This is a genomic window from Nocardia sp. NPDC055053 (assembly GCF_053608285.1).
The window spans coordinates 1-25,325 of sequence record NZ_JBSGVD010000024.1 but is presented as its reverse complement, the minus strand read 5'-3'; the positions used below and the strand labels follow the sequence as shown (position 1 = coordinate 25,325).

The following is a 25,325-nucleotide window of genomic DNA, read 5'->3' as shown; positions in this document are numbered from 1 at the left end:
ACCCATGGGAGCACAGACCTCTGCCGCGCCGGATGTTGTCTCGACCGAACCGCTCGCCGCGGATCACCCGGGGGTGACCGAGCTGTTCGCCGTCGTCGCCTACGGTGAGATCTCCGCGTTCTACCGGCTGGCCGAAGAGGCCAAGCTGGCGCCGTCGCTGCGCGGCCGGGTGGCCGTCGCCAAGATGGCCGCCGCCGAGCTGGCGCACTTCGAGACCCTCGAGGCCGCCCTGGCCGCGCGGGGCGCCGATCCCGAATCCTCGATGGCGCAGTACCAGGGCGCGCTGGACTCCTACCACGCCTCCACCGATCCCTCGACCTGGCTCGAGTCGATGGTGAAGTTCTACGTCGGCGACGGTCTGGCCGCCGACTTCTACAGCGAGATCGTCGGCGTGCTCCCCGCCGAGGTCGCCGATGTCGTGCGCGATGTGCTGGCCGAGACGGACCATTCGCAGTTCGTGGTCGACGAGGTCCGCAGCGCGGTGGCGGCCAGCCGCTCCGAGCGCGACCGGCTCACCCTGTGGGGCCGCAGGCTCCTCGGCGAGGCGATCACCCAGGCGCAGTACGTGATGGCCCAGCGCGACGAGCTGGCCGAACTGGTCCTCGCCGCGACCGGCGACCTCAACGGCATCGCGACCCTGTTCGACCGCATGCAGGAACGCCACGCCGCCCGCATGGCAGAACTCGGCTTGTAGTTACCCGCCGACCGCGTGACCTGGTACGAGGCGTAATTCCGGTGCGCGGGCGGCGGCTTGGCGCGGGAGCCAGATCACGACCTGCTGATCGCGGTCGGCGGACAGGGTCTGCACGGTGAAGGTCAGCGTGCCGCGGCTGGGGTGTTCGAAGCCGAGAAGGCTGGGGATGTCCTCGGCCAGGCGGTGGGGTTGCCAGCGGCGGGCGAATTCCGGTTCGGTGCACAGGAACGCGATGATCGCCGCGATGCGTTCGTCGTCGGGTCTGCGCAGCCGGGTTCTGGCGAGCTGGTCGGCGAGGTGATCGGCGAACTGGGCCCAGTCGGTAACCGTGGTGCGGGCCAGTGGGTGACGGAAGGTCCAGACGGCCAGGTTGACCTGGTCCGGGTCGTCGAGCAGACCGAGCGGGGCGACCAGGTCTTCCCACGCCGAGTTCCAGGCCAGCACATTGGCGCGCGGGCCGAGCGCGAACGCGGGTGTCGGCGCGAGCGCGTCGAGGACGCTGCGCAACGCCGCGGGCACCTGATCCAGGACCGGGTCGAAAGCCGTACTCGGGCACCGGGATTCGCTGCTGGTGGTCAAGGCCAGCCAGCCGAAGTGGGCGCGTTCGGTGTCGTTGAACCGCAGCGCGGTGGCGAGCGCGTCGACCACCGCCATCGACGGATTGGTATCGCGGCCCTGTTCGAGCCGGGCCAGATAATCGGCGCTGACACCGGCGAGCACCGCGACCTCCTCGCGGCGCAGGCCGGGAGTGCGGCGCCTGCCGCCGCCGGGCAGGCCGACGTCCTCGGGGCGCAGCTCGGCGCGGCGGGCGACGAGCAGCTCCGCGAATGCCGAACGGGCACCCGGTCGATCTGTCATGTCGTCGCCTGCCATGTCTCGATAGTGCCCGGTCCTGGTTCCCGCAGCCACGCCCTGCCGGGTCCAGGATAACCGCGGTCTGGCTAGCGGACCACGGTCCGGTCAGGGTGGAGTCATGACTTCCTCGACACAGACCCAGCAGCTCAAGACCGGATCCTGGGCGCTCGACGCCAGCCACTCCACGGTCGCCTTCACCGTGCGCCACCTTGGCATCGCCAAGGTCCGTGGCGGATTCACCCGCTTCGAGACCGAGTTCGTCGTCGACGAGACCGGCGCCGCGACCATCGGCGCCACCATCGACCTCGACTCCTTCGACACCGGCAACGCCGACCGTGACGCCCACGTCCGCAATGCCGATTTCCTCGACGTCGCCAACCGCCCCACCCTGAGCTTCCGTGCCACCGGGCCGGTCCGGATCGCCGAGTCGTTCACCGTCACCGGCGAGGCCACCCTCGGCACCGTCACCAAGCCGGTGACCCTCGATGTCGAATGGGGTGGGGTCGCCGACTACATGGACGGCACCCGCCACGCCGGTTTCTCCGCGACCGGCACCATCAAGCGCACCGACTTCGGCGTCGGCGTCCCCATGCCGGGCATGCTGTCGGATGCGGTCAAGATCGAACTCGACATCGAGCTGGTCGAGCCCACAGACCGCCTCTCCGCGACTTCGGCCGACCAGTAAGCGGCTGGTTGGCTCACGAGCGGGCTTGCGGGTAGTCATCGGTCGCGTTCTGGGCGTCCCCGGTGAGTTACCCATGTTCGTGCGAGACCAGTCCGTCCGGTACTCGCCGTCGTGTCGTTCGCTCACAGCGCAGCTGGGCACAGCGACGGCGGCCTTCTCGCTCGACTAGCCTGATAGGCGACAACACAGGACTCTTACGTTCGGAGGTTGGCCGTGGAGGTCAAGATCGGTATTTCGGATAGCCCGCGTGAGCTCGTGATCAACAGCGCGCAGAGCCCTGAGGAGATCGAGGCGCTGGTGACCGAGGCGCTGGGCGGCGCGAGTGGCGTCGTCTCGCTGACCGATGAGAAGGGCCGCAAGTTCCTGATCCAGGCGGCCAAGGTGGCCTACGTGGAGATCGGCTCGACCGCTACCGGCCGCGTCGGCTTCGCCACGGTCTGAGTCCTGACAGCGAAAAGCCCCGCACCGGCGTCCGGTGCGGGGCTTTTCCTGTGGTCTGTCAGCCGATCGGGTGCAGCGGCACGTGCTTGAGGCCGCCCCAGGCGAGGGCGACGGTGGTGTCGACCGCTTCGTCCTTGGGGATCGGACGGTCGGCCTCGAGCCAGTAGCGGGCGGTGAACTGGCTCGCGCCGACCAGGCCGACGGCCAGGATGCGGGCGCGGTAGGGATCGAGGCCGGAGTCGTGGGCGACCAGGTCGAAGACCGCGTCCACGCACGCCTCGGTGGCCTGCTCGACCCGGCGCTGCACCTGCGGCTCGCTGGTCAGGTCGGATTCGAAGACGAGGCGGAAGCCCTGCATCTCGTTGTCGACGAAATCGAAGTAGGCGTTGACGGCGGCGCGCACGCGCTGCTTGTTGTCGGTGGTGGAGCGCAGCGCCTGGCGCACGCTCGACACCAGGATGTCGACATAGTTCTGCAGCACCGCCAGGTACAGCTCCAGCTTGCTCGCGAAGTGCTGGTAGAGCACCGGCTTGCTGACGCCTGCCACCTGGGAGATCTCGTCCATGCCCGCGGCGTGGTAGCCGCGCTGCACGAACACTTCGCTGGCCGCGAGCAGCAGCTGTTGGCGCCGCTCGTCACGGGGCAGCCGGGTACCGCGCTTGGCCGGGACCGTTTCCGGCACCGATCGGCGCGAGGTCATGCGGTCCACGAGGTCTGTCATCTCGGCTCTCTTTGTCGATTACCCCGGCCCAGGGGTGTTCGGTCCGGTATCCCACGAACGATACCCGCACGGTGTTCCCATGAAGTTTCGCCCTGGAAATGTAGTACCAGGCCCCGGGGTTCGCCGGGCCGTAACCGCGTGATCCGCTGCGGCCGCCGCGAGGGCGGGGTTGCGCACTGTGAGAATCTGGTGGGGTGACCGACCGACCGGAACGACCATCCGGCGGCGGGCGCGATGTCGCTCGCCCCACGCAACCCACCGAGTCCGGTTCTGTGACGTCGGCGCCAGAAGGGCGAGAACTGCAGGTCTACGACCCGCTGGGGCTGTATCAGCCCGCCGACCGATCCCGGCAGCCGCTGCGCGCCCGCTGGAACCCCACCGACACCGACAACGGCAGGCCGCGCAGTCCGCAGCGCGACGCGAAGAAGCAGAGCGCGATCGGCCGGTTCGTCCGCCGCTACGGCTGGCGGGCCTACGCGCTGCCGGTGTTGCTGGCCGTCACCGTGCTGGTGGTCGTCGACGCACTGCGCGCGAACCCGATGCCCCCCGTGAACGACCCCGGTTTCGGTGCGCTCAGCCCCAAGGTGGCCCAGTCCGGCATCATCGGCGCACCGCCCGGCGACGGGAAGTTCCCGCCCGACCTGCCGCTCGGCGCGCTGCCGGAGGGCGGCGACTACGTCGACCGGGCGGCGGGCACCTGGCATGTGGTGCCCGGCACCAGCGCCCAGGTCGGCACCGGCACCGAACGCGTCTTCCGCTACACCGTCGAGGTGGAGGACGGCATCGACACCGCGCCGTTCGGCGGTGACGTCGCCGTGGCCAAGATGGTCGAGACGACCCTGGCCAACCCGAAGAGCTGGACCCACGACCCCCGCTTCGGCTTCCAGCGCATCGACACCGGCGAGCCCGATTTCCGCCTCTCGCTCACCTCGCGTGAGAGCACCCGCGCCGCCTGCGGATTCGAGATCCCGATCGACTCGTCCTGCTACAACGCCGACATCGACCGCGTCGTGCTCTCCGAGGTGCGCTGGGTGCGTGGCGCGCTCGCCTTCGACGGCGATATCGGCTCCTACCGGCAGTACCAGATCAACCACGAGGTCGGTCACGCCATCGGCTACCACGGTCATCAGCCGTGCGAGACCGACGGCGGGCTCGCGCCGATCATGATGCAGCAGACCTTCGGCACCAAGAACAACGACATCGCGTTGCTCGATCCGCACGGTGTGGTGCCCGCCGACGGCAAGACCTGCCGCTTCAACCCCTGGCCGTACCCGCGCGGATAGTGCGGTGGTCCATGCTGGACCATGGGTGGGAAGAACAGCGCGGCATCCCACGTTGCATGTACCAGGAATACCGCCGATAAACACAGGAGCTCTGACGTGTCATTCAACGGGTCCCTGCCGCCGCTCGTCGAGCCGGCCGCGGAACTGACCAAGGACGAGGTCGCTCGCTACAGCAGGCACCTGATCATCCCCGATCTGGGTGTCGACGGTCAGAAGCGGTTGAAGAACGCCAAGGTGCTCGTGATCGGCGCCGGTGGGCTGGGTTCGCCCGCCCTGCTGTATCTGGCCGCGGCCGGTGTCGGCACGCTCGGCATCGTCGAGTTCGACGAGGTCGACATGTCGAACCTGCAGCGCCAGGTCATCCACGGCGAGTCCGACATCGGCCGCCCCAAGGCCGACAGCGCCCGCGATTCCGTCCTGGAGATCAACTCCGGGATCGACGTGCGCCTGCACAAGATCCGGCTGGAACCGGACAACGCCGTCGAACTGTTCCGTGAGTACGACCTGATCGTCGACGGCACCGACAATTTCGCGACCCGCTACCTCGTCAACGACGCCGCCGTCCTCGCGGGCAAGCCCTACGTGTGGGGCTCGATCTACCGCTTCGAAGGCCAGGTCTCGGTGTTCTGGGAGGACGCCCCCGACGGCCGCGGCATCAACTACCGCGACCTGTACCCGGAGGCCCCGCCGCCGGGCATGGTCCCGTCCTGCGCCGAGGGTGGCGTGCTCGGCGTGCTGTGCGCGTCGATCGGTTCGGTGATGGTGACCGAGGCGATCAAGCTGATCACCGGCATCGGTGAGACACTGCTCGGCCGTCTGATGGTCTACGACGCACTGGACATGAACTACCGCACCATCAAGCTGCGCCGCGATCCCGAGCGTCAGCCGATCACCGAACTGATCGACTACGAGGCGTTCTGCGGTGTGGTGTCGGAGGAGGGCATGGCCGCCGCGGCCGGGTCGACGATCACCGCCGCCGAGCTGAAGGATCTGCTCGACGCGGACAAGGTCGAACTGATCGACGTCCGTGAGCCGGTCGAGTGGGACATCGTCCACATCAAGGGCGCGACGCTGATCCCCAAGGACCGCATCCTCTCCGGCGAGGCGCTGGCCGAACTGCCGCAGAACAAGCCGATCGTGCTGCACTGCAAGACCGGTATCCGCTCGGCCGAGGCGCTGGCCGCGCTCAAGCGGGCCGGTTTCGCCGACGCCACGCACCTGCAGGGCGGTGTCGTCGCCTGGGCCAAGCAGGTCGATCCGTCGCTGCCGGTCTACTGATCGGGTAGCTGCACTGTTGCCGACCTCGCCGAAGGTTGCGGCGAGGTCGCAAAGTGGAGTGTGCCAGCGTGGCTTCGGGTTGCGGCGCCGCGGCGGGGTTACGGTACGGCCGTGACCTCAGTCGAACCTCCCGAGCATGTGCGCGCCACATTCGGACTTCGCGAAGTGACACCGGTCTGCCTCGGCGACTGGGACGGTGGCTGGCGAATGGGTGACGTGGTGCTGAGTCCGGTGGCCGATCACGCGCGGGCCGCGTGGTCGGCGAAGGTGCGCGAGACACTCGCGGTCGACGGCCTGCGGGTGGCGCGCCCGGTGCGGGCCACCGACGGCCGGTATGTGGTCTCCGGCTGGCGCGCCGACACCTACGTCGACGGCGCGCCGGAAGCGCGCTACGACGAGGTGGTCTCGGTGTCGCTGCGGTTGCACAAGGCGACGGCGCAATTGGACCGTCCCCGTTTCCTGGTCCAGCCCCCGGTCGCGCCCTGGGTCGACGTCGACGTGTTCGTCGCCGCCGACCGCGCCGCCTGGGAACCGGTGCCGCTGCGCAGCCTGCGCACCGGCGGCGTCCCGATCTCCACGACCCCCGACGCCCAGCGCAGCCTCGAACTGATCGGCCAGCTCTCGACCCTGCGCAAGCCGGTCCGCAGCCCCGACCAGCTCGTCCACGGCGACCTCTTCGGCACCGTCCTGTTCGCCGGCGCGCACACCCCCGGCCTCACCGACATCACCCCCTACTGGCGCCCCGCCATCTGGGCCGCCGGCGTTGTCGTCATCGACGCGCTGGCCTGGGGCGGCGGCGACGACGGACTCCTCGACCGCTGGTCCAGTCTCCCGGAATGGCCGCAGATGCTGTTGCGCGCGTTGATGTTCCGCCTCGCCGTACACGCATTGCACCCGCGCTCCACCCCCGAGGCGTTCCCCGGTCTCGCCCGCACGGCGGACATGGTCCGTTTGGCGTTGTAAGGGCGGATGTGCCGGGGCTCGCTGCTACCCGGACTGTCAGGGCAACAAGAGTTTTCGACGTGATCGCGGGTTCGGCCGTGCTAGATTCGAGCGGTGGTCCAGGCCGCTGCGGCGGCCCGCTGCGAGGGGTGCAATGGTCGAAATACGTCCAGCGGTAGAAGCAGATGTCACCGCGCTGAACCGTCTGGACAGTGTGTGCTTTCCGGCCGGCGATGTCGATCGAGAGCCGGCGTCTGAGGACGAACTGCGCGATGGTGTCCGCAAAGGACAGGTCTTCGTATCGATCGATGATGGGGCGATCACGGGATTCATCCACTATGAGCGGCCCACATCCGGTCACGTCTACATCAGCGCTGTCGCCGTGACTCCGCAGCTGCGCGGCCAGGGAATCGCGCGCGGCCTGCTCCATCATCTGCTGGCTGTCCTTCGGGCCGCTGAATCCGGTGTGACACCGTCGATTTCGACGGTCACCAGCCCGCGCAACTTTCCGATGCTGCGCCTGCTGCTGCACGAGGGATTCATCGCGCGCACGCTGATGCTCGGATACTTCGGCGCCGGACACGACCGGTTGTATCTGCAATACAAGGTGCGCATCGACTACATCGACCCAGACGAACGCTACCTGGTGCCGGTGCGTGCGATGCGCCATGTCGAGCAGTTGCTCTCCGACGACAACTACGTGATCACCGACTTCGTCCAGCTGCCTTCGGGGGATGCCTTCGAGTTCTGTCGTTTCGAGCGCGACGACCTGGCCGGACTGGAAGCCGACGAGACCACGACGAGTGTCACCTTCGCCGGCACCATTCTCGCCGCGATGACCTTTGTGCTCGGCACCGCGCTCGGCTCGGCGCAGTACCCGGACCCGGCCCGCGCGCTGCTGCTGGTGGCGACGCTCGCGACGACGATGGCGCTGGTCATCTACACCAACGCGGCCGGTGACATCGCGAGACTGCGCTCGCACGCGTTCGATCTGCACATGCGAGTCGGCAACGCGCTGTCGGAATACGGCGGGGTGTATCCGTTCCTGATCTCGCTGCCGATCACCTTCTCCGTGGTCACCAAGTCTGTCGTCGCGGGAGTCGCGGCCGCTGGATTGTTCACCGTGGCGCTGTGGCTCTATGAACGATCACGATTCTCGATCTCCCAGCGATTCGAGCAGTCCAAGGTGACGATCGCGCTGCGTGCGACAACAGTCGCTGCTCCCGTTGTCGGCGTTGTCGCGATGCGCTGGGTGTGGGCGTCGTGGGTATGGACGGGGGCTGTCGTCTGCATCCTGTCGGCGCTGGCTTCGATATTTCTGCTGCGACGAACCCGCGAGCGACTCGACGGGAAGTCGGGGCTCGGCCGTGACGTCCGCAGATAGGTTGTCGGTGGGCCGATGATCGTGTTCGCTGCCGCGGGTCTCGGCGGAGCCGGTCGATCGGTGACGAGCTGCAACCTCGCCTACCGGCTGGCGCTGCGCGGAATCACCACCGCCTACCTGGATTTCGACTTCGGATCGCCCACGGCCGGCGCGATCTTCGACATCCCCGCGATCGAGCACGGGGCCCCGCACGGCACCGGCTTGCACTCGTATCTCAGCGGCCACAACAGCGAGCCGAGCCGAGTCGATGTCCGAACGAGCACCGACCGTGATGCATTGCGTAGCAGGCGGTCGCGGGGCGGGAAGCTGGTGCTGATCCCAGGTGACGACGGCGGCGGTGAATTGATCGCGGGCAGCAGTCCGATGGCGGTGTCGCGCTGCCGGGAGCTGCTGCTCGCGCTGGACACCGAGTTCAAGGTGGTGATAGTCGACCTGAGCGCGGGGCGGTCGGTGGCGGCGCGACTTGCGCTGGAGGCGACGAGTCCACGCCAGATGCAGGGAAAGATGGTCGGCTGGCTGGTATTCCACCGGTGGACGCGGCAGCACCTGCTCGCGACACATAGTGTCGTGTATGGCGCGAGCGGCCTGTTACAGACGGGCGTGGCGCTCGGTTACGGGCACGAATCCCTGTTGGGCCGCGTACGGTTCGTCCGCACCGCGGTGCCGAACCTGCACCAGGACGGCTTGCAAGGCGGTGGGGCCTCGGCTGCGTGGATGTTTCGCCAGCACGAGACACTGCGATCCCTCGCCGCCAGGCGTGGATTGGGCACTGCCGGGTTGTTGGGGGAGACCCCGGTCGAGCCGGTGCTGACGGTGCGTGAGCAGATCGTGCTCGACTCCGATGTCGAAGCAGGGATAGCGAATCGGTCCACGGTAGCCGCGTTCGTTGAGTTGGCTCGCAGGCTTGTCGATCAGGCCACGTGGGAGCCGATCTAGGGTGCGAGGGGAGGAGGTCGTGGGCTTTGCCCACTATTCGGAAGCTACGGCGGTGGCGCGGGTCGCCGAGGTTCCGCTGGCCCACCTCTCCATCGAGGTCGGGCACCTGTATATGTCGGATTTGCAGGACGCGGCATCCATCGAGAGTCATTTCCGGCGAGTCGCGCCGATAGTCCAGGCGTTGACCGGCATAGCGCAAGGGCTGAGTGTCCCCCCGGGCGCACGTCCCAGGATCAGCACGTGCTTTCTCATCGATGACTACTTCCACAACGAACCCGGTCCGCAGCACGTGGTGCCTATGCTGCTGCGCATCGCCCTGGAGTGTGGCGTGCGGATCGACTACCTGGCACTCGAGTCCGGGTGCGCCCGGTTTCGGCGCGACCAGGATGCCGAGCGGCCGATTCCACTGGCCCAGATGGTCGCCGATTCGATCGTCGCCGAACCCGCACCGGGCAGCACCGGTCGTAGACCGCCGACGGCGGAATTGGGCTGGCTGTGCAATGGGAGCCGATCCAGTGACCACGAGCCCGAATCGGCGTTGACGATGAACTACCGGCCGCCGGTGGAGTTCACCGCGCGCGACCACTCGGTGTTCCTCGATGTGGAGTTGTGGTCGCATCGGCCGCCTGACGCCGAGCGGCAGTGGTCGTGTCCGCTGCTGGCGTCGGTGTGGCAACTGTTGCGCCTCGGCATGCTTCGGCATGAAGGAAAAGCCTTGGTGCAAACCGACTTTCGATCAGCCGAGGAACCGTGGCCGACCAGCTGGGATCAGCTTCCGAGTGTCCTGCAAGTGCAGTCGTATCCGGCGCCGTTCGCGGCCTTCCACGCGCTATCGATCTTGCCGCAGCAGTACCTGAGCGTCGAGCACGCGGTCGATGTGATTCTCGAGCACGTAGCCCTCGACCGGGATGTCGTCGCCTCGATCCAGGACCGGGCGCAGCACGAGGCCATCGCACTGACCGGTGAGCTGACCGATCGTCTCTCGCACTACTTCATGAGCCCGCGATGAGCGGTGATCAGCCTGCGGGCAACTCGTCGCTCGACGTCGAGCCGGTTGCGCTCCTCGGAGAGGTGCGTACCGGGTTGATCCCGACCTCGGCGGCGCTGAGCCGGGAGGAGGCGGTAGACCTGTTGACCCTCGTCGAAGGGCGAACCGTGCAATCGCGGGAACGTCCGATCAGCTGGGCCCGATCACCCAGCATTCCCGAGGGGGTCGATTGCCGGTTGGCGCGATCGGCGCGCAGTGCCCGGGGTGTCGGGACCGTCGCAACGCATGGCGTCATCACGGGCGGGCGGGTGTTGCAGAGTTCGGCGAGTGTCAACCTGACGGGGACTGCGAACAATCGCCGTCGTGGCTGGGGACACTATCTGGCGCGGATCGGTGTCGTCGAGGTGCTGGCACCGCCGTCGATGTCGCTTGGTGTCGAATTGGTCGAGGGTTATCTGGGGTCGGGCGCCGCGGCCGATACCACGCTCGATCTCGGGGCTATCGCGGCGCGGCTGTATACCCGGATACGCACCGACGCCATGCTCAACCAGAATCCGCCGATCCACTCGAGCTCGACCAGGCTGCGGTGGGCCGCGCGCTGTGTGCCGGGTGTGAACCCCGCGATGTCCTTCGTGTTGCACGACGACCAGATCCGTCTGGTTTCGATTGTTGTCGGGGAGTATCCCGAGCTCGTCGCCGTACAGCGCTTCTGCGAGGACCTCGCACTCCACGATTGGCTGTTGACGGTGCTGAGCGGGGTGCTCGACGAGGCCGAGATGGCTGAGCTGTCGCATACCGCGCCGACGCAAGTGCTCGCCCCACTGCTCGAACATCTTGTCCACCTCTGGCTACCCGGCGCTTCGACCCCGCCCGAGTTGCGCGGATTGTGGACGGGTCTGGAAGCCGATCCCGGGTTCACCGTGCAGTGGAGTTCGCGGATCGGGCAGCTGCGCGACCGGGTCGCGGTGGCGACACTGGGTGCGCTGATCCGCAGCCAGGCGCGCTGGTGATCACGGCCGGAACAGCTGCTCGGTCGTGTTCGGCGAACTCGGTCATCCTTCGTCAACCGGTCCGCGGTCTTTGTGCCACCGTCGACCGGTCGGGTCGCCTGCCGCCCAACCGTGAGTTATGCGGTGTACCAGCAGATCTCTGGGCTCACCGGCGCCGAAGTACTGCTCCTCGTGGTCCAGCCAGGTGAAGCCGGAGTCCTTGTACAGATTCGTCGCGGGCACATTCGACGGGCGCACGGTGATGAAGATGGCCTCGACCTGGGACGACCGGCAGCGGGCCACGGCGCGGTCGAGCAGCGACCGCCCGAGTCCGCGGCCCTGGTACCGCGCGGACACGGCCAGTCCGATGAGCCACGCCGAACGCTTGCCGACGGCCACCAAGGCATACCCGCACAGCGAGCCTGCCAGATCGGCGACCACCCAGTGCGAGCCGTGGATATCGAACAATTGCCGCAACGCGAAATAGGGGTAGGCCAGGGGCATGAATTCGTGCGATTCGAGCTCGGCGATGGCGGCCAGATCGTCGACGGTGGCGGATCGGAATCGTAGCTCTGCCTGCTCGTTCGAGGATTCCACTACCGCTCACCTCCGCCCCGGTGCAAGTCTGAACTCCAGGGTAGGGGCAGAGCCGTGATCGTGGCCACAACCACGGCAGGAATGTGTTGCCACACCGTCGAAAGCCACGTTCGGAGAGGGGAATCCGAACGTGGCTTTCGGGTTTCGGTGGGGGACTCAGACGCTGGCGTAGGCCAGTGACGGCACCCGGTCGGCGGCGAAGCTGGTGCGCAGGTAGCACCACCAGGTGACCGCGGCCATCACCAGGAACACCGCGGCGTAGGCCCAGAAGGCGGGGGCCATCGTTTTGAGGTGGACATTGGACAGGCGCAGCGCCTGCTGGACGACGAAGCCGCCCGCCGCGCCGACGGAGCCGATGACACCGATGGCGGCGCCTGCCTGGCGCTTGGCCGAGATGGTGGCCTCGGCGATGTCGATGCCGTGTTCGGAGGCGTACTTCTTGGCGGTGGCGTTGAAGATCGACGGGATCATCCGGTAGGTGGAGCCGTTGCCGATGCCTGCCAGGACGAACAGCACCAGGAAGGCGGTCAGGTAGAGCGGGAAGCTCTTCAGGTCCACCGCGAGGACGATGAACGCGACCGCGATCGACATGCCGCCGAAGACGTAGACGGTGATCTTGGCGCCGCCGCCGACCTTGTCGGCGACCCAGCCGCCGAACGGACGGCTGAACGAACCGACCAGCGCGCCGAGGAAGGCGAGGTTACCGAGGGTGGTGATCCAGCCGATCTTGGCCAGGTCGGGGAAGGTGGCCTTGATCAGCGTCGGGAAGGCGAAGGAGAAGCCGATGAACGAGCCGAAGGTGCCGATGTAGAGGAAGGCCATGATCCAGGTGTGCCGGTTGGTCAGGGCCAGCTTGTAGGACTTGCCGTCGGACTTCGCGTCGGCGATGGAGTCCATGAAGTACAGCGCGCCGACAGTCGCGACGACGACGAACGGCAGCCAGAACAGCACGGCGAGGGTGATACCGAAGCGGTAGCCGCCCGCGTCCTTGGCCATCAGGTGGGTGCCGAGGGTGATCAGCAGCGGCACGATCAGCTGGGTCTGCGCGACACCGAGGTTGCCGCCTGCGGCGTTGAGGCCGAGCGCGGCGCCCTTCTTGCCCTCGGGGAAGAAGAACGAGATGTTGGCCATCGACGACGAGAAGTTGCCGCCACCGACACCGGCCAGCGAGGCCAGCACGAGGAACACCCACATCGGGGTGCTCGGCTGGTTGACGAAGTAGAGGATGCCGAGGGTCGGGATGAACAGCATCGCCGCGCTGAACGCGGTGAAGGCGCGACCACCGAATTTCGGGACCGCGAAGGTGTAGGGGATGCGCAGGGCGGCGCCGACCAGGGTCGGGACAGAGGTCAGCAGCAGGGCGTTGCTGACCGCGGTCGGGTTGCCCTTGCCGAGGCCGGCCAGGAACTCGAAGCCTGCCGAACCCATGGCGGTGACGATGGAGCCCCAGATCACCCAGATGCTGAAGCCGAGGTTCTCGGCGAAGACCGAGAACCAGAGGTTCTTGCGGGCCGTCTGCTTACCGCCGGCTTCCCAGAACGCCGGATCGTCAGGGTTCCACCGGGTCAGCCAGCGGCCCTTCCGCTGATATTCGAAGGACGGGGCTTCCGTCTCCTTGCCGGTGGCGGCGAGTGCGGTCATCGGCTTCCTCTCGATCGGGCTCGATAGCGGCGCAGGGGTTTTCGATGCGCTGCTTGCGGGGTCGAGATAACGGTAGGAGCCGGTTGTTGCGTGGCAATGGCCTCAGGTGACGTTCCAGCCAACTCAGCCTCACCGCCGAAAACGGGTGCTGGTGACTGCCCGGTTACATCAGCGGTCGGGGTACTGCGCGATGAGTGAATCGAGGAAGCAGCGGGTCGCTTGCATGGCCTTGTCGGCGTCGCCGTCGATGACGGCCTGCACGAGCTCGGCGTGCTCGGTGTCGTAGGCGTCGTCGGAGCGGGCGGTGCGCGCGTGGATCACGTGCTCGATGATCGGCAGCAGCGAATCGTAGAACTCCAGATACACCGCGTTGTGGCTGGCGACGACGATCGCCCGGTGCAGCTCCACGTCGGCGGCGATGGCGACCGGGTCGGGTTCGGACCAGTCGCGGTTGCTGCGTTCGGCGAGCAGGCGGCGCAGATTGGCGATGTCGGTGTCGTCGCGGCGGCGCGCGGCCAGGCCGGCGGCGGTGGTGTCGAGTGCTTGGCGGAGTTCGAGGATGTCGCGTTCCTCGGCGTCGGCGAAGTACTTGGCCAGGGTGCCGCCCACCTCGGAGGTGGCGATCACATAGGTGCCCGAACCTTGGCGCCGTTCGAGCATTCCCGCGTGCACGAGGGCCTGGACGCCTTCGCGCACGGTGTTGCGCCCGGTCCCGGTGAGCTCGGTGAGCTCCGGTTCGGTCGGGATCCGTTGGCCGACAGGCCAACGGCCGGAACGGATTTCGGCCCGAAGCTGCTCGGTGACCTGGGCGATGAGGCTGGTTCGCCGGACGGGTTGCACGTCAGCAAGGGTACCGCTGCTCACAAATCATTGCACCGATCATGGGGTCATCCTATGATTTGCGGATGCCGCCTCTCCGCGAATTCAAGCCAGACTCGAGCTCCGGGTCGACCGTGCTGGGCGACCGGCGGGATGCGGTTGGCCAGGTCAGCCCGTCCCCGGCGAGTTACCCATGTGCTCCGGAAACCAGTCGTCGGCTCTCGGCATTGGTTCAAGGCCGCCTGCTTGTGCTGGCGGCCATCGTCATGTCGGCGCTCACGCTGCGCGCCGCGGTCACCGCGTTCAGTCCGCTGGCGGAGGAGATCGGCGCCGATATCGGGTACGGGACCGCGATCGTCGGCGTGTTCGGCATGCTGCCGACCGCGATGTTCGCCGTCGCGGGGCTGGTGACGCCGCTGCTGGTGCGCCGTTTCGGGCTCGAGCGCACGGTGCTCATCGCGATGCTGCTGGCCGGGACGGGGTCGCTCACCCGCGTGTTCTCCGCGGGCACCGGCGAGCTGCTGGCCTTCTCCGGCGTGGTGCTGCTCGGTATGGGCATCGGCAACGTGGTGATCCCGCCGCTGGTGAAGCGGTATTTCGCCGATCAGCTGGCCGCGATCAGCTCCTTGTACATCGTGATGGTGCAGTTGAGCACTGTCGTGCCCGCGTTCGTCGCGGTGCCGCTGGCCGAGGATCACGGGTGGCGGATCTCGATGGGTGTGTGGGCGCTGGTCGGCTTCGCCGCCGCGGTGCCGTGGCTGTTCGTCCTGCGTGATCGCAAGGGTCGCGACCGGGTCGACGTCACCGCGCTGCCCGCCGAATCGTCAACGGCCGCAGGCAAAGTCTGGCGTTCGCCGGTGGCCTGGGGGATGGCCGCGATGTTCGGTATGACCTCGCTGACCACCTACGCGATGTTCGCCTGGCTGCCCAAGATCCTGTCCGACGCGGGCGCGAGCGCCGGTTTCGGCGGCAGTATGGTCGGCCTGTTCGCGCTGATGGGCCTGATCCCCGCGCTCGGCGCGCCGACCGTGGTCTCGCGGATGCGCAATCCGTTCCCCGTCGTCGTCGGCTGCATGGTGCTGTTCGTCATCGCCTTCGCCGGCCTGCTGCTCGCGCCCATGAGCGTGCCGGTGCTCTGGGTGGTGCTGCTGGGCCTCGGCCCGAGCACCTTCCCGATGGCGCTGACGCTGATCAACCTGCGCACCCGCACCCCGCGCGGCTCGGCCGCGCTGTCCGGGTTCACCCAGGGCGCCGGTTACGCCGTCGCCTGCGTCGGCCCGTTGCTGTTCGGCATGCTGCACACGTGGACAGGCGGCTGGGCGGCCCCGTTCGCCATGCTGCTCGTGGCGCTTGGCGTACTGCTCGCGGGCGCCTGGCAGGCCTGCAAACCGCGCATGCTCGAGGACACCTGGAATTGATCGCGGAAACTCACCGCTCGAGTTGCGTGGGTGTGCGTCAAGAGTAATGCTGTGTAGATCACACCTCACTGGGGTTTCTGGCAATTTCCGGCTGCTTCCTTACCTGTTGAAATCGCCACGTCACATGCCGGAAACAAAGGCCTCGATCTCACCCCTATGACCGGGCCTTTGTGAGAAACCGTTGATTCGGGCGCAATTTCCCGCAGCATTTCGGCAATACCCATTTCCTACCGTTGGGCCATCGCACTTTTGGGAGGCCCAACTTGAGCACGCTGAAGCGTAACCACGACATCGAGCACTGGGATGCGGAAGATGTCGCGGCCTGGGAGGCCGGCGGCAAGGACGTTGCCAAGCGCAACCTGATCTGGTCGGTGTTCGCCGAACACATCGGGTTCTCGGTGTGGTCGATCTGGTCGGTCATGGTCCTGTTCATGCCGCAGGACAAGTTCGGCATCGACCCGGCGGGCAAGTTCTTCCTGGTCGCCATGCCGACGCTGGTCGGCGCCTTCCTGCGCATTCCGTACACCGTGGCCACCGCCCGTTTCGGCGGCCGCAACTGGACGATCTTCAGCGCGATCCTGCTGCTGGTCCCGCTGCTGCTGACGCTGTACTTCGTCAACCAGCCGGGCACCTCCTACACGACCTTCCTGGTCGTCGCGGCCTTCGCCGGCGTCGGTGGTGGCAACTTCGCCTCGTCGATGACCAATATCAACGCCTTCTACCCGCAGCGGCTCAAGGGCTGGGCGCTGGGCATGAACGCGGGCGGCGGCAATATCGGCGTGCCGGTGATCCAGCTGCTCGGTCTGCTGGTGCTGGCCACCCTCGGCGGTGAGTACGCCTCGGTGATCTGCGCGGTCTACCTGGTGCTGGTCGGTGTGACCGCGGTCGGCGCTGCCCTGTACATGGACAACCTGCGCAACCAGAAGGCCGACCTGTCCTACATGGTCAAGGCGCTGCGGGTGCCGCAGTCCTACGCCATCGCCTTCCTCTACATCGGCACCTTCGGTTCGTTCATCGGCTACAGCTTCGCCTTCGGCCAGATCCTGCAGATCAGCTTCAAGGCCGGTGGCGACACCGCAGCCCAGGCCGCCGTGCACGCCGCCTCGATCGCCTTCATCGGCCCGCTGTTCGGTTCGCTGGCCCGCCCCTACGGTGGCAAGCTGGCCGACCGGATCGGCGGCTCGCGGGTCACCCTGGTCACCTTCTTCGCGATGATGGCCGCGGCGCTGGTCGTCGTGTTCGCCAGCACCCAGGCCGACGCGAACAACGGTGTCGCCACCGGCGCGGTGATGACGATCCTGACCATGGGCTTCATCGCCCTGTTCATCCTGTCCGGTTTCGGCAACGGTGCCGTCACCAAGATCATCCCGTCGGTGTTCGACGCCAAGTCCAAGTCGCTCTCCGGCACCCCGGCCGAGCAGGCGACCTGGTCGCAGAACACCTCGGGTGCGCTGATCGGTTTCGTCGGCGCCATCGGTGCACTCGGCGGTGTCGGCATCAACCTGGCGCTGCGCACCTCCTACGCCACCACCAACTCGGCGACCGCCGCCTTCGTGATCTTCATGGGCTTCTACGTGCTCTGCGCCCTGGTCACCTGGGCAGTGTTCCTGCGCCGTCCCCGCTCCACGTCCATGGTCTCCGGCTCCGATGTCGTGGTCGAGGCCGAAAACCTGGTCCTCGAGGCCGAATCCACCGCTTCGTCGACCAAGTCGTCGGCTCGCTGACAACCGACCACTACCAAGGAGGTCACTCTCATGAACAGCACTCGCAAGACAGTGGTCGTGGTCGGCCACGGCATGGTCGGACACCGCTTCGTCGAGGCCCTGCGCTCGCGCGACGAGGCAGGCCAGTGGCAGGTCGTCATCCTCTCCGAGGAGAAGCTGCCCGCCTACGACCGCGTCGGCCTGTCCTACTACGTCGGCGCCTGGGACCCCTCGGCCCTGGCGCTGCCGGGCAACGAGTACCTCGGTGACGACCTGGTCGACCTGCGGCTCGGCCAGCGCGGTGCCGCCATCGACCGCGCCGCCAAGACCGTCACCACCTCCACCGGCGATGTCATCTCCTACGACGCGCTGGTCATGGCCACCGGCTCCTACGCCTTCGTGCCGCCGGTCCCCGGCCACGACCTGCCCGAGTGCTTCGTCTACCGCACCCTCGACGACCTCGACGGCATCCGTGCCGCCGCCGATGCCGCCGGTCCCGGCGCGCACGGTGTGGTCGTCGGTGGTGGTCTGCTCGGTCTGGAGGCGGCCAACGCGCTGCGCCTGATGGGCATGACCCCGCACGTGGTCGAGTTCGCCCCCCGTCTGATGCCCGCCCAGGTCGACGACGGCGGTGGCGCGGTGCTGGAGAAGCTGGTCTCCGACCTCGGCCTGAACGTGCACACCGGTGTGGGCACCGCCAACATCGAGCAGGTCGGCGGCGGGGTCAAGGTGACCCTGTCCGACGAGTCCGAGATCGACGCCTCGCTGGTGGTGTTCTCCGCCGGTATCCGCCCGCACGACGCGGTCGCGAAGGAAGCCGGGCTCGAGATCGGCGCGCGCGGCGGCATTCTCACCGACCTGAGCATGGCCACCTCCGACCCCGACATCTACGCCGTCGGCGAGTGCGCGGCCATCGAGGGCATCTGCTACGGCCTGGTCGCCCCCGGTTACACCACCGCCGAGATCGTCGCCGACCGCCTGCTCGGCGGCGCGGGCGAGTTCCCCGGCGCCGACATGTCCACCAAGCTGAAGCTGATGGGCGTCGACGTGGCCTCCTTCGGTGACGCGCACGGCACCACCGAGGGCGCGCTGTCGGTGGTGCTGCACGACGCGGCCAAGGGCACCTACGCCAAGCTGGTCGTCTCCGACGACGCCAAGACCCTGCTCGGCGGCGTCCTGGTCGGCGACGCCACCGCCTACGCGGCGCTGCGCCCGCTGGTCGGCCGCCCGCTGCCCGCCGACCCGGCTTCGCTGATCTCCCCGGCCGGTGCCGAGCTGGGCGCCGACGCGCTGCCCGACGACGCGCAGATCTGCTCCTGCAACAACGTCAGCAAGGGTGACATCTGCGGCGCGATCGCCGAGGGCGCCTGCGACATCGCCCAGGTCAAGAGCTGCACCAACGCCGGTACCTCCTGCGGTGGCTGTGTGCCGATGATCAAGAAGCTGCTCGAGCAGTCCGGCGTGGCGATGTCCAAGGCGCTGTGCGAGCACTTCGAGCAGTCGCGCGCCGAGCTGTTCGACGTCGTCGCAGTGACCGGCATCCGCACCTTCTCCGAGCTGATCGCCAAGCACGGCAAGGGCACCGGCTGCGATATCTGCAAGCCGACCGTCGCCTCGATCCTGGCCTCGACCTCGAGCGAGCACATCCTCGAGGGTGAGCAGGCCGCGCTGCAGGACACCAACGACCACTTCCTGGCCAACCTGCAGAAGAACGGCACCTACTCGGTGGTGCCGCGGATGCCCGGTGGTGAGGTCACCGCCGAGCAGCTGATCGTCATCGGTGAGGTCGCCAAGGAGTTCGGTCTCTACGTCAAGGTCACCGGTGGTCAGCGCATCGACCTGTTCGGCGCCACCGTCGATCAGCTGCCGCCGATCTGGAAGCGCCTTGTCGACGCGGGCATGGAGTCCGGTCACGCGTACGGCAAGTCGCTGCGCACCGTGAAGAGCTGCGTCGGTTCCACCTGGTGCCGCTACGGTCAGCAGGACTCGGTCGGCATGGCCGTGCTGCTGGAGAAGCGCTACCGCGGCCTGCGTTCGCCGCACAAGATCAAGCTGGCGGTCTCGGGTTGCGCGCGTGAGTGCGCCGAGGCCCGCGGCAAGGACGTCGGCGTGATCGCCACCGAGCACGGCTGGAACCTCTACGTCGGCGGCAACGGCGGCCTGACCCCCAAGCACGCTGTGCTGCTGGCAGGCGAGCTCGACGACGAGACGCTGATCTCCTACATCGACCGCTACCTGATGTTCTACATCCGCACCGCCGACCGCCTGCAGCGCACCGCGCCGTGGCAGGAGGCGCTCGAGGGTGGCATGGACTACCTCAAGGCCGTCGTCTGTGACGACAGCCTCGGCATCGCCGCCGACCTCGAGGCCGCGATGGCCAAGCACGTCGAGGGCTACAAGGACGAGTGGGCCGCCGTGCTCGAGGACGAGAACAAGCTCTCGCGCTTCGTCTCCTTCGTCAATGCCCCTGACGAAGCCGACCCGACCATCTCGTTCGACGACAGCGGCGAGCGCAAGGTTCCAGTGCTTCTCGGCCTGCCGGGCATGCCGGTCGGTGTTGCTTCGGACACAGCAGCAGCCGGGAAATAAGCGCTTAACTCTGCGGAAACAGGGCGCCTGTACCAATAGGTAAGGCGTTCGGAGGAGGAACCGACGATGACCGTTATCGACACACCCACCATCACCATGGAGACGGCGACCTGGACCCAGGCGTGCCGGCTCGACTTCCTGATCCCGGGCCGCGGCGTTGCTGTCCTGCTCAAGGGTGGCCGGCAGGCCGCGCTGTTCCTGCTCACGGACGGCACGCTCGCCGCCGTCGGCAACATCGATCCGTTCGGCAGGGCCGCGGTGATGTCGCGCGGCATCGTCGGTGACCGCGGCGGTGTCCCCGTCGTCGCGTCGCCGCTGCTCAAGCAGGCTTTCTCGCTGATCGACGGACGCTGTCTCGACGACGAGACGCAGTCCATCCCGGTCTACGCCGTGCAGCTCGACGGTGGCGTCGTCGCGGTATCCAACGAGCCGGTGCAGGTCGCGGCCCTCGAATCCTCGGACGGCTGATTTCATGACTGCTCCCACCGACAGTGGTTCCTGCCTTGCCGGCTTCACCATCGGCGTCACCGCCGCCCGCCGTGCCGAGGAATTCGGCACCCTGCTCACCCGCAAGGGCGCGAACGTGGTGTCCGCCCCCGCCATCCGCATCATCCCGCTGGCCGACGACACCGAGCTCGAACGCGTCACCGAGCTGCTGATCGCCGATCCGCCGCAGATCACCGTCGCCACCACCGGCATCGGTTTCCGCGGCTGGATGGAAGCGGCCGAGGGCTGGGGTCTGGCCGAGGTGCTGCGCGACACGCTGTCCTCGACCCGGATGCTGGCTCGTGGCCCCAAGGCCAAGGGCGCGATCCGCGCCGCCGAACTGCGCGAAGAATGGTCGCCCGCCTCGGAGTCCTCGGCCGAGGTGCTCGATCACCTGCTCGCCGAGGGCGTCGAAGGCGTGCGGATCGCGGTGCAGCTGCACGGCGCGACCACCGAGTGGGAGCCGGTTCCCGACTTCTGCGAGGTGCTGCGCTGCGCGGGCGCCGACGTGGTCCCGGTGCCGGTCTACCGCTGGGAGCCGCCCGCCGATCGCGGCCCGATGGACGCCATGATCGAGTCGATCATCTCCGGCAGCCTCGACTGCGTCACCTTCACCAGCGCTCCCGCGGTGGCCTCGCTGCTGATGCGCGCCAAGGAGACCGGCGTGCTCGAATCGGTGCTGCACGCACTGCGCGGGCGGGTGCTGGCGGCCTGCGTCGGCCCGATCACCGCGGCGCCGCTGGAAGAACTCGGCGTGCCGACCACCATGCCCGGCCGCGCGCGCCTCGGTGCGCTGGCCCGCCATGTCGCCGAGGAACTGCCGCGCAGGGCGAGCCGGATCTACGCCGCCGGTCACCTGATCAGCGTGCGTGGTGGCTGTGTCGTCGTCGACGGTGAGGTGCGTCAGCTGGCGCCCGCGCCGATGGCGTTGATGCGGTCGCTGGCCCGTCAGCCCGGCCGGGTCGTCTCCCGCGAGGACCTGCTGTCGGCGCTGCCCGGCGGCGGTGACGACACCCACGCGGTGGAGACCGCGATCGCGCGACTGCGGGCGGGTCTCGGCACGCCCAAGGCGATCCAGACCGTGGTCAAGCGTGGCTACCGGCTCGCGCTCGACGCCGCCGACTGCGCCGACACCCCGGCCCGTCCGCCGGTGCAGCCGCCGCACCAGGCAGGCATCGGCACGCCCGCCCGTTCGCCGCGCCCCGCGCAACCGATCGGAGTGTGGTGAGTACCGGCCTGCCGGGTGATCCGGCTCTGGTGCTCGTCGCGCACGGCACCCGCAGCGCGCGTGGCGTGGAGATGATCGCCGCGCTCGCCGACGCGGTGGCCGCCGAGCTCGGCGCCACGGTGTCCGAGCCCGGCGCCGAATCGCAAGGGGCAGCGCCCAATACGGCCCTGCGCACCGCCTTCGTCGACGTGCTCGGGCCGTCGCCGTCGGAGGTGCTGCGCGATCTCGACGGACCGGCTGTCGTCGTGCCCGCGTTCCTCGCCTCGGGCTATCACGTCTATCAGGATGTGCCGCGCGAGGTCGAAGAGAGCGGCCATCCCTCGGTCGCGGTCACCGCGGCCATGGGCCCGGATCCGGCGCTGACCCGGATCATGGCGGTGCGGTTGCGCGCCGCGGGCTGGCGGCCCGGCGACGCGGTGGTCTTCGCCGCCGCGGGTTCCTCGGACGCGCGGGCACGCCAGGACGTGCGCCGGGCGGCGGGCATGCTGGCCGAACAGCTCGGTGCGCCGGTGCGCATCGCCTACGTCGCGACCGGTACCCCGCGGGTTCCCGAAGTCGTCGCGTCCCTGCGGGAATCGGGTTCGGGGCGCGTCTTCATCGCCTCATACCTGCTCGCGCACGGCCTGTTCCATCAGCGTCTGCACGACGCGGGCGCCGACGGTGTCGCCGAGCCGATCGGTGTGCATCCCGCGGTGGTCCGGTTGATCGCCGACCGATACCGCACGGCCGCACAGGAACTGGTGCGCGCCGAGGTGCGCTGAGCCCGCCCGGCTGTCCGGCCGGTGAACGCCCGGATAGTCGACCGGTCGGTTTCGGTCACGGCGACTAGAGTTGGCCCGACTTCACATGGAGGGGGCAGGCACCGTGCCAGATTCGTCCGCAGATCACGAGATCCCGCGGCAGCAGGATGATGAGCTGACGTCCTATCCCGACGCGGTTCCCCCGCCACCACCCAACCCGGGTCAGGCCGTGCCACAGCCGCCGTACCCGAGTGCCCCGGCGGCGCAGGCGATCCCCGGCCCGGTCGGCGCGGTGTCGCCGTATCCGCAGGCAGGCGGCTATCCGGGTGCCCACGTCAACCCGGTCGGCAGCCCCTATCCGGCGGCGCCCGGAGCCGAGGCCGGTCCCCGGGTCGTCCCGCAGAACGTGCTGATGGCGTTCTACGTGATGCTGGCCGGCGCGGTGGTCACGGTGCTCGGCGCCGCCTACATGCTGACCACGATCGATCAGATCCGCTCGGACGCGCTCGAAGCATCGGGCGGGGTGTTCCGTGGCGACGACCTCGACATCCTCGTGTACGCGGGTCTCGCGGGCGGCGTCCTCACCTCGCTGGTGACGGCGGGTCTGTGGGTGTGGCTGGCCTTCGCCTCCCGTGCGGGCAAGAACTGGGCCCGCGTCACCGGCACGGTGTTCTTCGGCATCAATGTGTTGTTCTCCGTCGTCACCGTGATCAGCACGCTCGTCGCGCCCGAGGCCGACCTGCAGTCGCTGAGCTTCACCGTGGTGGGCGTCATCATCGGCCTGGCCGCGGTGATCCTGCTGTGGAATCCCAAGTCCAAGGCCTACTTCGCCCCGGCCCTGCCGCCGGGCTACCCGCCGTATCCCGGACCGCACGCTAACGGGCCGTGGTGAAGTTCGCCCGGTAGGTGCTCGGCGGAACGCCCAGCTGGCGGATCATGTGCTGGCGCAACGATTCCGCCGACCCGATGCCGCTGTGCCTGGCGACCTGATCGATCGGCAGCGATGTCGATTCGAGCAGTTCCCTGGCCCGGTGGATGCGCTGATGCAGCAGCCATTTCTGCGGGCTCAGCCCGGTCTCCTCGTGGAACCGCCGGGTCAGCGTGCGCACGCTGGTGTTGGCGTGCCCGGCGAGTTCGGCCAGCGACAGGGGAGTGTCGAGCCGGGCCAGCGCCCAGCTGCGGGTGGCCGAGAGCGACAGGTCGTCGTCGGGCGGTAGCGCGGTGTCGACGAACTGGGCCTGCCCGCCGGGGCGCACCGGGGTGACCACGGCGGCCCGTGCCGCCTCGTTGGCCACGGTGGCGCCGTAGTCCACGCGAATCAGGTGCAGGCACAGGTCGATTCCCGCGGCCGCGCCCGCCGAGGTGGTCACCGGGCCGTCCTCGACGAACAGCGCGTCGGCGCGCACGCGGACCGACGGGTGCGCGCGGGCCAGTTCGTCGGCCAGCGCCCAGTGTGTGGTCGCGGTCCGCCCGTCGAGCAGTCCGGCCTGGGCCAGGACGAACGCGCCGCTGCAGATCGAGGTGACCAGGGTGCCGCGCTCGACCGCCGCGCGCAGGGCGTCCAGGATCACCGGGTCGGCGCCGGTCCGGCTGCCGGTGCTCGGCACGATCACGGTGTCGGCCGAGTCGAGCACGTCGAGCCCGTGCGGGATCACCACATCGAAGCCACCCGAATCGGCAAGCACCACACCGGGTTCGGCGGTGCACACGAGCACCCGGTAGGCGGGTTCGCCGTCGACCAGCACCGACTCCATCAGCGAGCCCGGCATCGCCAGATCGAACGACTTCACCGGCGGCACGGCGACGACGGCAACGGTCTTCATGGCCTGATCCTTGGGATAGCTGGCATTCCGGCCACTAGTCTAGCCCCCGCCCGCGCGGCATTGTTTCCTGTGTGCCCGGCGAGATCGCCGAGCGAAACATGAAATATGTTGCTGGGAAAGGGAATTCGCATGACCAAGCATGTCGTGATCGGTCGCGGCGGCACCGCGTCCGCCACCGCACTGGTACTGGCCGAGTCCGGTGACCACGTGACGGTGATCAGCCGCAGTGGACTCGGCCCCGACCATCCCGGCGTCGACCTGGTCGCACTCGACGCCCTCGACACCGACGCACTGACCGAGCACGCCACCGGCGCCGCGACCGTCTTCAACCTGGCCATGCCGCCGTACCACACCTGGCCGGAAACCGTTCCGCCACTGTTCGGTTCGATCCTGACCGCCGCCGAAGCCGCCGGCGCGAACCTGGTCATGATGGGCAACCTCTACGGCTACGGACCCGTCGACGGCGTCGTCACCGAGACGACCCCGCTGGCGGCCACCGGCAACAAGGGTGCGGTCAGGGCCAGGATGTGGACCGAGGCACTGGCCGCGCACGAGGCGGGCCGGCTGCGCGTCACCGAGGTGCGCGCCGGGCAGTTCCTCGGCGCGGGCGCGGTGTCGATCTTCTCCCTGCTGGTGCAGCCCGCGGTACTGGCGGGCGCGCAGGCCAAGGTGCCGCAGGAACTGGACCTGGCGCATTCGTTCACCGCCATCGACGACGCGGCAGCCGCTCTCGTCGCCGTCGCCCGCGACGACCGCGCGTGGGGCCGCGCCTGGCATGCCCCGGTCATCACGACCACCGTGCGCGCGGTGGCGAGCAGGCTCTCGGCACTGGCCGGTGCGCCGGAGCCCGAGCTGGCCGTGCTGTCCGACGCCGAGATCACCGCGCTGGCCCAGGACGACCCGTTCTGGGCGGAACTGTTCGAGACCGAGCACATGTCGCACCGCGAATTCATCGCCGACGATGCCGCGCTGCGCACCACCTTCGGCGTCACCGCTTCCGCACTCGACGACGTCCTGCGCGGGGTGCTCCCCGGCGACCAGGCCTGACCGGAAACGGCGACGGCCGCCGCGGGTCGGTAGTCCGC

Annotated in this window: 24 protein-coding genes; 18 read left to right on the top strand and 6 right to left on the bottom strand. The window is 68.4% G+C overall.

The window, feature by feature from the left end:
- The first annotated feature begins 4 nt into the window (after positions 1-4).
- On the top strand, positions 5-694 hold the full coding sequence (locus tag ACWF82_RS23360) for a ferritin-like fold-containing protein (protein ID WP_452504301.1): 690 nt from the start codon (positions 5-7) through the stop codon (positions 692-694).
- Here ACWF82_RS23360 and ACWF82_RS23355 read toward each other — a convergent pair whose 3' ends face one another.
- Positions 695-1,567, bottom strand: a complete 873-nt coding sequence (locus ACWF82_RS23355; protein ID WP_452504299.1) for a helix-turn-helix transcriptional regulator — start codon at positions 1,565-1,567, stop codon at positions 695-697. It abuts the gene before it with no gap.
- 100 nt (positions 1,568-1,667) lie between these two features.
- Here ACWF82_RS23355 and ACWF82_RS23350 point away from each other — a divergent pair, with 100 nt between their 5' ends.
- Positions 1,668-2,234, top strand: a complete 567-nt coding sequence (locus ACWF82_RS23350; protein ID WP_452504297.1) for a YceI family protein — start codon at positions 1,668-1,670, stop codon at positions 2,232-2,234.
- Positions 2,235-2,447: 213 nt separating this feature from the next.
- On the top strand, positions 2,448-2,675 hold the full coding sequence (locus ACWF82_RS23345; protein ID WP_379307868.1) for a DUF3107 domain-containing protein: 228 nt from the start codon (positions 2,448-2,450) through the stop codon (positions 2,673-2,675).
- Between the two features lie 58 nt (positions 2,676-2,733).
- Here ACWF82_RS23345 and ACWF82_RS23340 read toward each other — a convergent pair whose 3' ends face one another.
- A complete protein-coding gene (locus tag ACWF82_RS23340) occupies positions 2,734-3,396 on the bottom strand; it encodes a TetR/AcrR family transcriptional regulator (RefSeq protein WP_379038081.1) in 663 nt (220 codons plus the stop codon).
- 299 nt (positions 3,397-3,695) lie between these two features.
- On the opposite strand from ACWF82_RS23340, the gene ACWF82_RS23335 reads away from it, so the two are divergent.
- From ACWF82_RS23335 to ACWF82_RS23305, 7 genes are all read left to right on the top strand, one after another.
- Positions 3,696-4,679: a DUF3152 domain-containing protein gene (locus ACWF82_RS23335; RefSeq protein ID WP_452504444.1), complete on the top strand. Its 984-nt coding sequence runs from the start codon at positions 3,696-3,698 to the stop codon at positions 4,677-4,679.
- A 96-nt stretch (positions 4,680-4,775) separates the two neighbouring features.
- Positions 4,776-5,957, top strand: coding sequence for an adenylyltransferase/sulfurtransferase MoeZ (moeZ, locus tag ACWF82_RS23330; protein ID WP_378855626.1), 1,182 nt, complete (start codon positions 4,776-4,778; stop codon positions 5,955-5,957).
- Positions 5,958-6,068: 111 nt separating this feature from the next.
- Positions 6,069-6,920, top strand: a complete 852-nt coding sequence (locus ACWF82_RS23325) for a TIGR02569 family protein (RefSeq protein ID WP_452504294.1) — start codon at positions 6,069-6,071, stop codon at positions 6,918-6,920.
- A 133-nt stretch (positions 6,921-7,053) separates the two neighbouring features.
- Positions 7,054-8,283 (top strand): N-acetyltransferase family protein, encoded by a 1,230-nt coding sequence (locus ACWF82_RS23320; protein WP_452504292.1) that lies wholly within the window; start codon positions 7,054-7,056, stop codon positions 8,281-8,283.
- Between the two features lie 15 nt (positions 8,284-8,298).
- A complete protein-coding gene (locus ACWF82_RS23315) occupies positions 8,299-9,219 on the top strand; it encodes an SCO2523 family variant P-loop protein (RefSeq protein ID WP_452504290.1) in 921 nt (306 codons plus the stop codon).
- A complete protein-coding gene (locus tag ACWF82_RS23310) occupies positions 9,188-10,228 on the top strand; it encodes an SCO2522 family protein (RefSeq protein WP_452504288.1) in 1,041 nt (346 codons plus the stop codon). The genes ACWF82_RS23315 and ACWF82_RS23310 overlap by 32 nt, the downstream gene beginning before the upstream one ends.
- Complete coding sequence (locus tag ACWF82_RS23305; protein ID WP_452504286.1) at positions 10,225-11,217, top strand: SCO2521 family protein; 993 nt, start codon at positions 10,225-10,227, stop codon at positions 11,215-11,217. The genes ACWF82_RS23310 and ACWF82_RS23305 overlap by 4 nt, the downstream gene beginning before the upstream one ends.
- Before the next feature lie 42 nt (positions 11,218-11,259).
- On the opposite strand, the gene ACWF82_RS23300 is transcribed toward ACWF82_RS23305, so the two are convergent.
- The 3 genes from ACWF82_RS23300 to ACWF82_RS23290 all read right to left on the bottom strand — a co-directional run bounded on the left by ACWF82_RS23300 (position 11,260) and on the right by ACWF82_RS23290 (position 14,274).
- On the bottom strand, positions 11,260-11,793 hold the full coding sequence (locus ACWF82_RS23300) for an N-acetyltransferase family protein (RefSeq protein ID WP_452504284.1): 534 nt from the start codon (positions 11,791-11,793) through the stop codon (positions 11,260-11,262).
- 156 nt (positions 11,794-11,949) lie between these two features.
- Complete coding sequence (locus ACWF82_RS23295) at positions 11,950-13,434, bottom strand: MFS transporter (RefSeq protein ID WP_452504282.1); 1,485 nt, start codon at positions 13,432-13,434, stop codon at positions 11,950-11,952.
- Between the two features lie 168 nt (positions 13,435-13,602).
- Positions 13,603-14,274 (bottom strand): FadR/GntR family transcriptional regulator, encoded by a 672-nt coding sequence (locus tag ACWF82_RS23290; protein WP_452504280.1) that lies wholly within the window; start codon positions 14,272-14,274, stop codon positions 13,603-13,605.
- Positions 14,275-14,519: 245 nt separating this feature from the next.
- Between ACWF82_RS23290 and ACWF82_RS23285 the strand changes: the two genes are divergently transcribed.
- From ACWF82_RS23285 to ACWF82_RS23255, 7 genes are all read left to right on the top strand, one after another.
- Positions 14,520-15,671 (top strand): MFS transporter, encoded by a 1,152-nt coding sequence (locus ACWF82_RS23285; protein ID WP_452504442.1) that lies wholly within the window; start codon positions 14,520-14,522, stop codon positions 15,669-15,671.
- 263 nt (positions 15,672-15,934) lie between these two features.
- The gene (locus tag ACWF82_RS23280; RefSeq protein ID WP_452504278.1) at positions 15,935-17,395 is read left to right on the top strand and encodes a nitrate/nitrite transporter; all 1,461 of its coding nucleotides are present in this window, start codon (positions 15,935-15,937) and stop codon (positions 17,393-17,395) included.
- A 30-nt stretch (positions 17,396-17,425) separates the two neighbouring features.
- A complete protein-coding gene (gene nirB / locus ACWF82_RS23275) occupies positions 17,426-19,963 on the top strand; it encodes a nitrite reductase large subunit NirB (protein WP_452504276.1) in 2,538 nt (845 codons plus the stop codon).
- A gap of 66 nt (positions 19,964-20,029) precedes the next feature.
- Positions 20,030-20,431: a nitrite reductase small subunit NirD gene (gene nirD / locus ACWF82_RS23270; RefSeq protein ID WP_452504274.1), complete on the top strand. Its 402-nt coding sequence runs from the start codon at positions 20,030-20,032 to the stop codon at positions 20,429-20,431.
- A gap of 4 nt (positions 20,432-20,435) precedes the next feature.
- Complete coding sequence (locus ACWF82_RS23265) at positions 20,436-21,677, top strand: uroporphyrinogen-III synthase (RefSeq protein WP_452504272.1); 1,242 nt, start codon at positions 20,436-20,438, stop codon at positions 21,675-21,677.
- A gap of 71 nt (positions 21,678-21,748) precedes the next feature.
- On the top strand, positions 21,749-22,438 hold the full coding sequence (locus tag ACWF82_RS23260; RefSeq protein WP_452504440.1) for a sirohydrochlorin chelatase: 690 nt from the start codon (positions 21,749-21,751) through the stop codon (positions 22,436-22,438).
- Between the two features lie 103 nt (positions 22,439-22,541).
- Positions 22,542-23,309 (top strand): hypothetical protein, encoded by a 768-nt coding sequence (locus ACWF82_RS23255; RefSeq protein ID WP_452504270.1) that lies wholly within the window; start codon positions 22,542-22,544, stop codon positions 23,307-23,309.
- Here the strand turns inward: ACWF82_RS23255 and ACWF82_RS23250 are convergent.
- Positions 23,293-24,240 carry a GlxA family transcriptional regulator gene (locus ACWF82_RS23250; RefSeq protein WP_452504268.1) on the bottom strand — a complete coding sequence of 316 codons (948 nt, stop codon included), beginning with the start codon at positions 24,238-24,240 and terminating at the stop codon, positions 23,293-23,295. The two genes, ACWF82_RS23255 and ACWF82_RS23250, sit on opposite strands and share 17 nt — an antisense overlap.
- 129 nt (positions 24,241-24,369) lie before the next feature.
- Here ACWF82_RS23250 and ACWF82_RS23245 point away from each other — a divergent pair, with 129 nt between their 5' ends.
- Positions 24,370-25,287, top strand: a complete 918-nt coding sequence (locus ACWF82_RS23245) for an NAD-dependent epimerase/dehydratase family protein (RefSeq protein WP_452504266.1) — start codon at positions 24,370-24,372, stop codon at positions 25,285-25,287.
- The last annotated feature ends 38 nt before the right edge of the window (positions 25,288-25,325 follow it).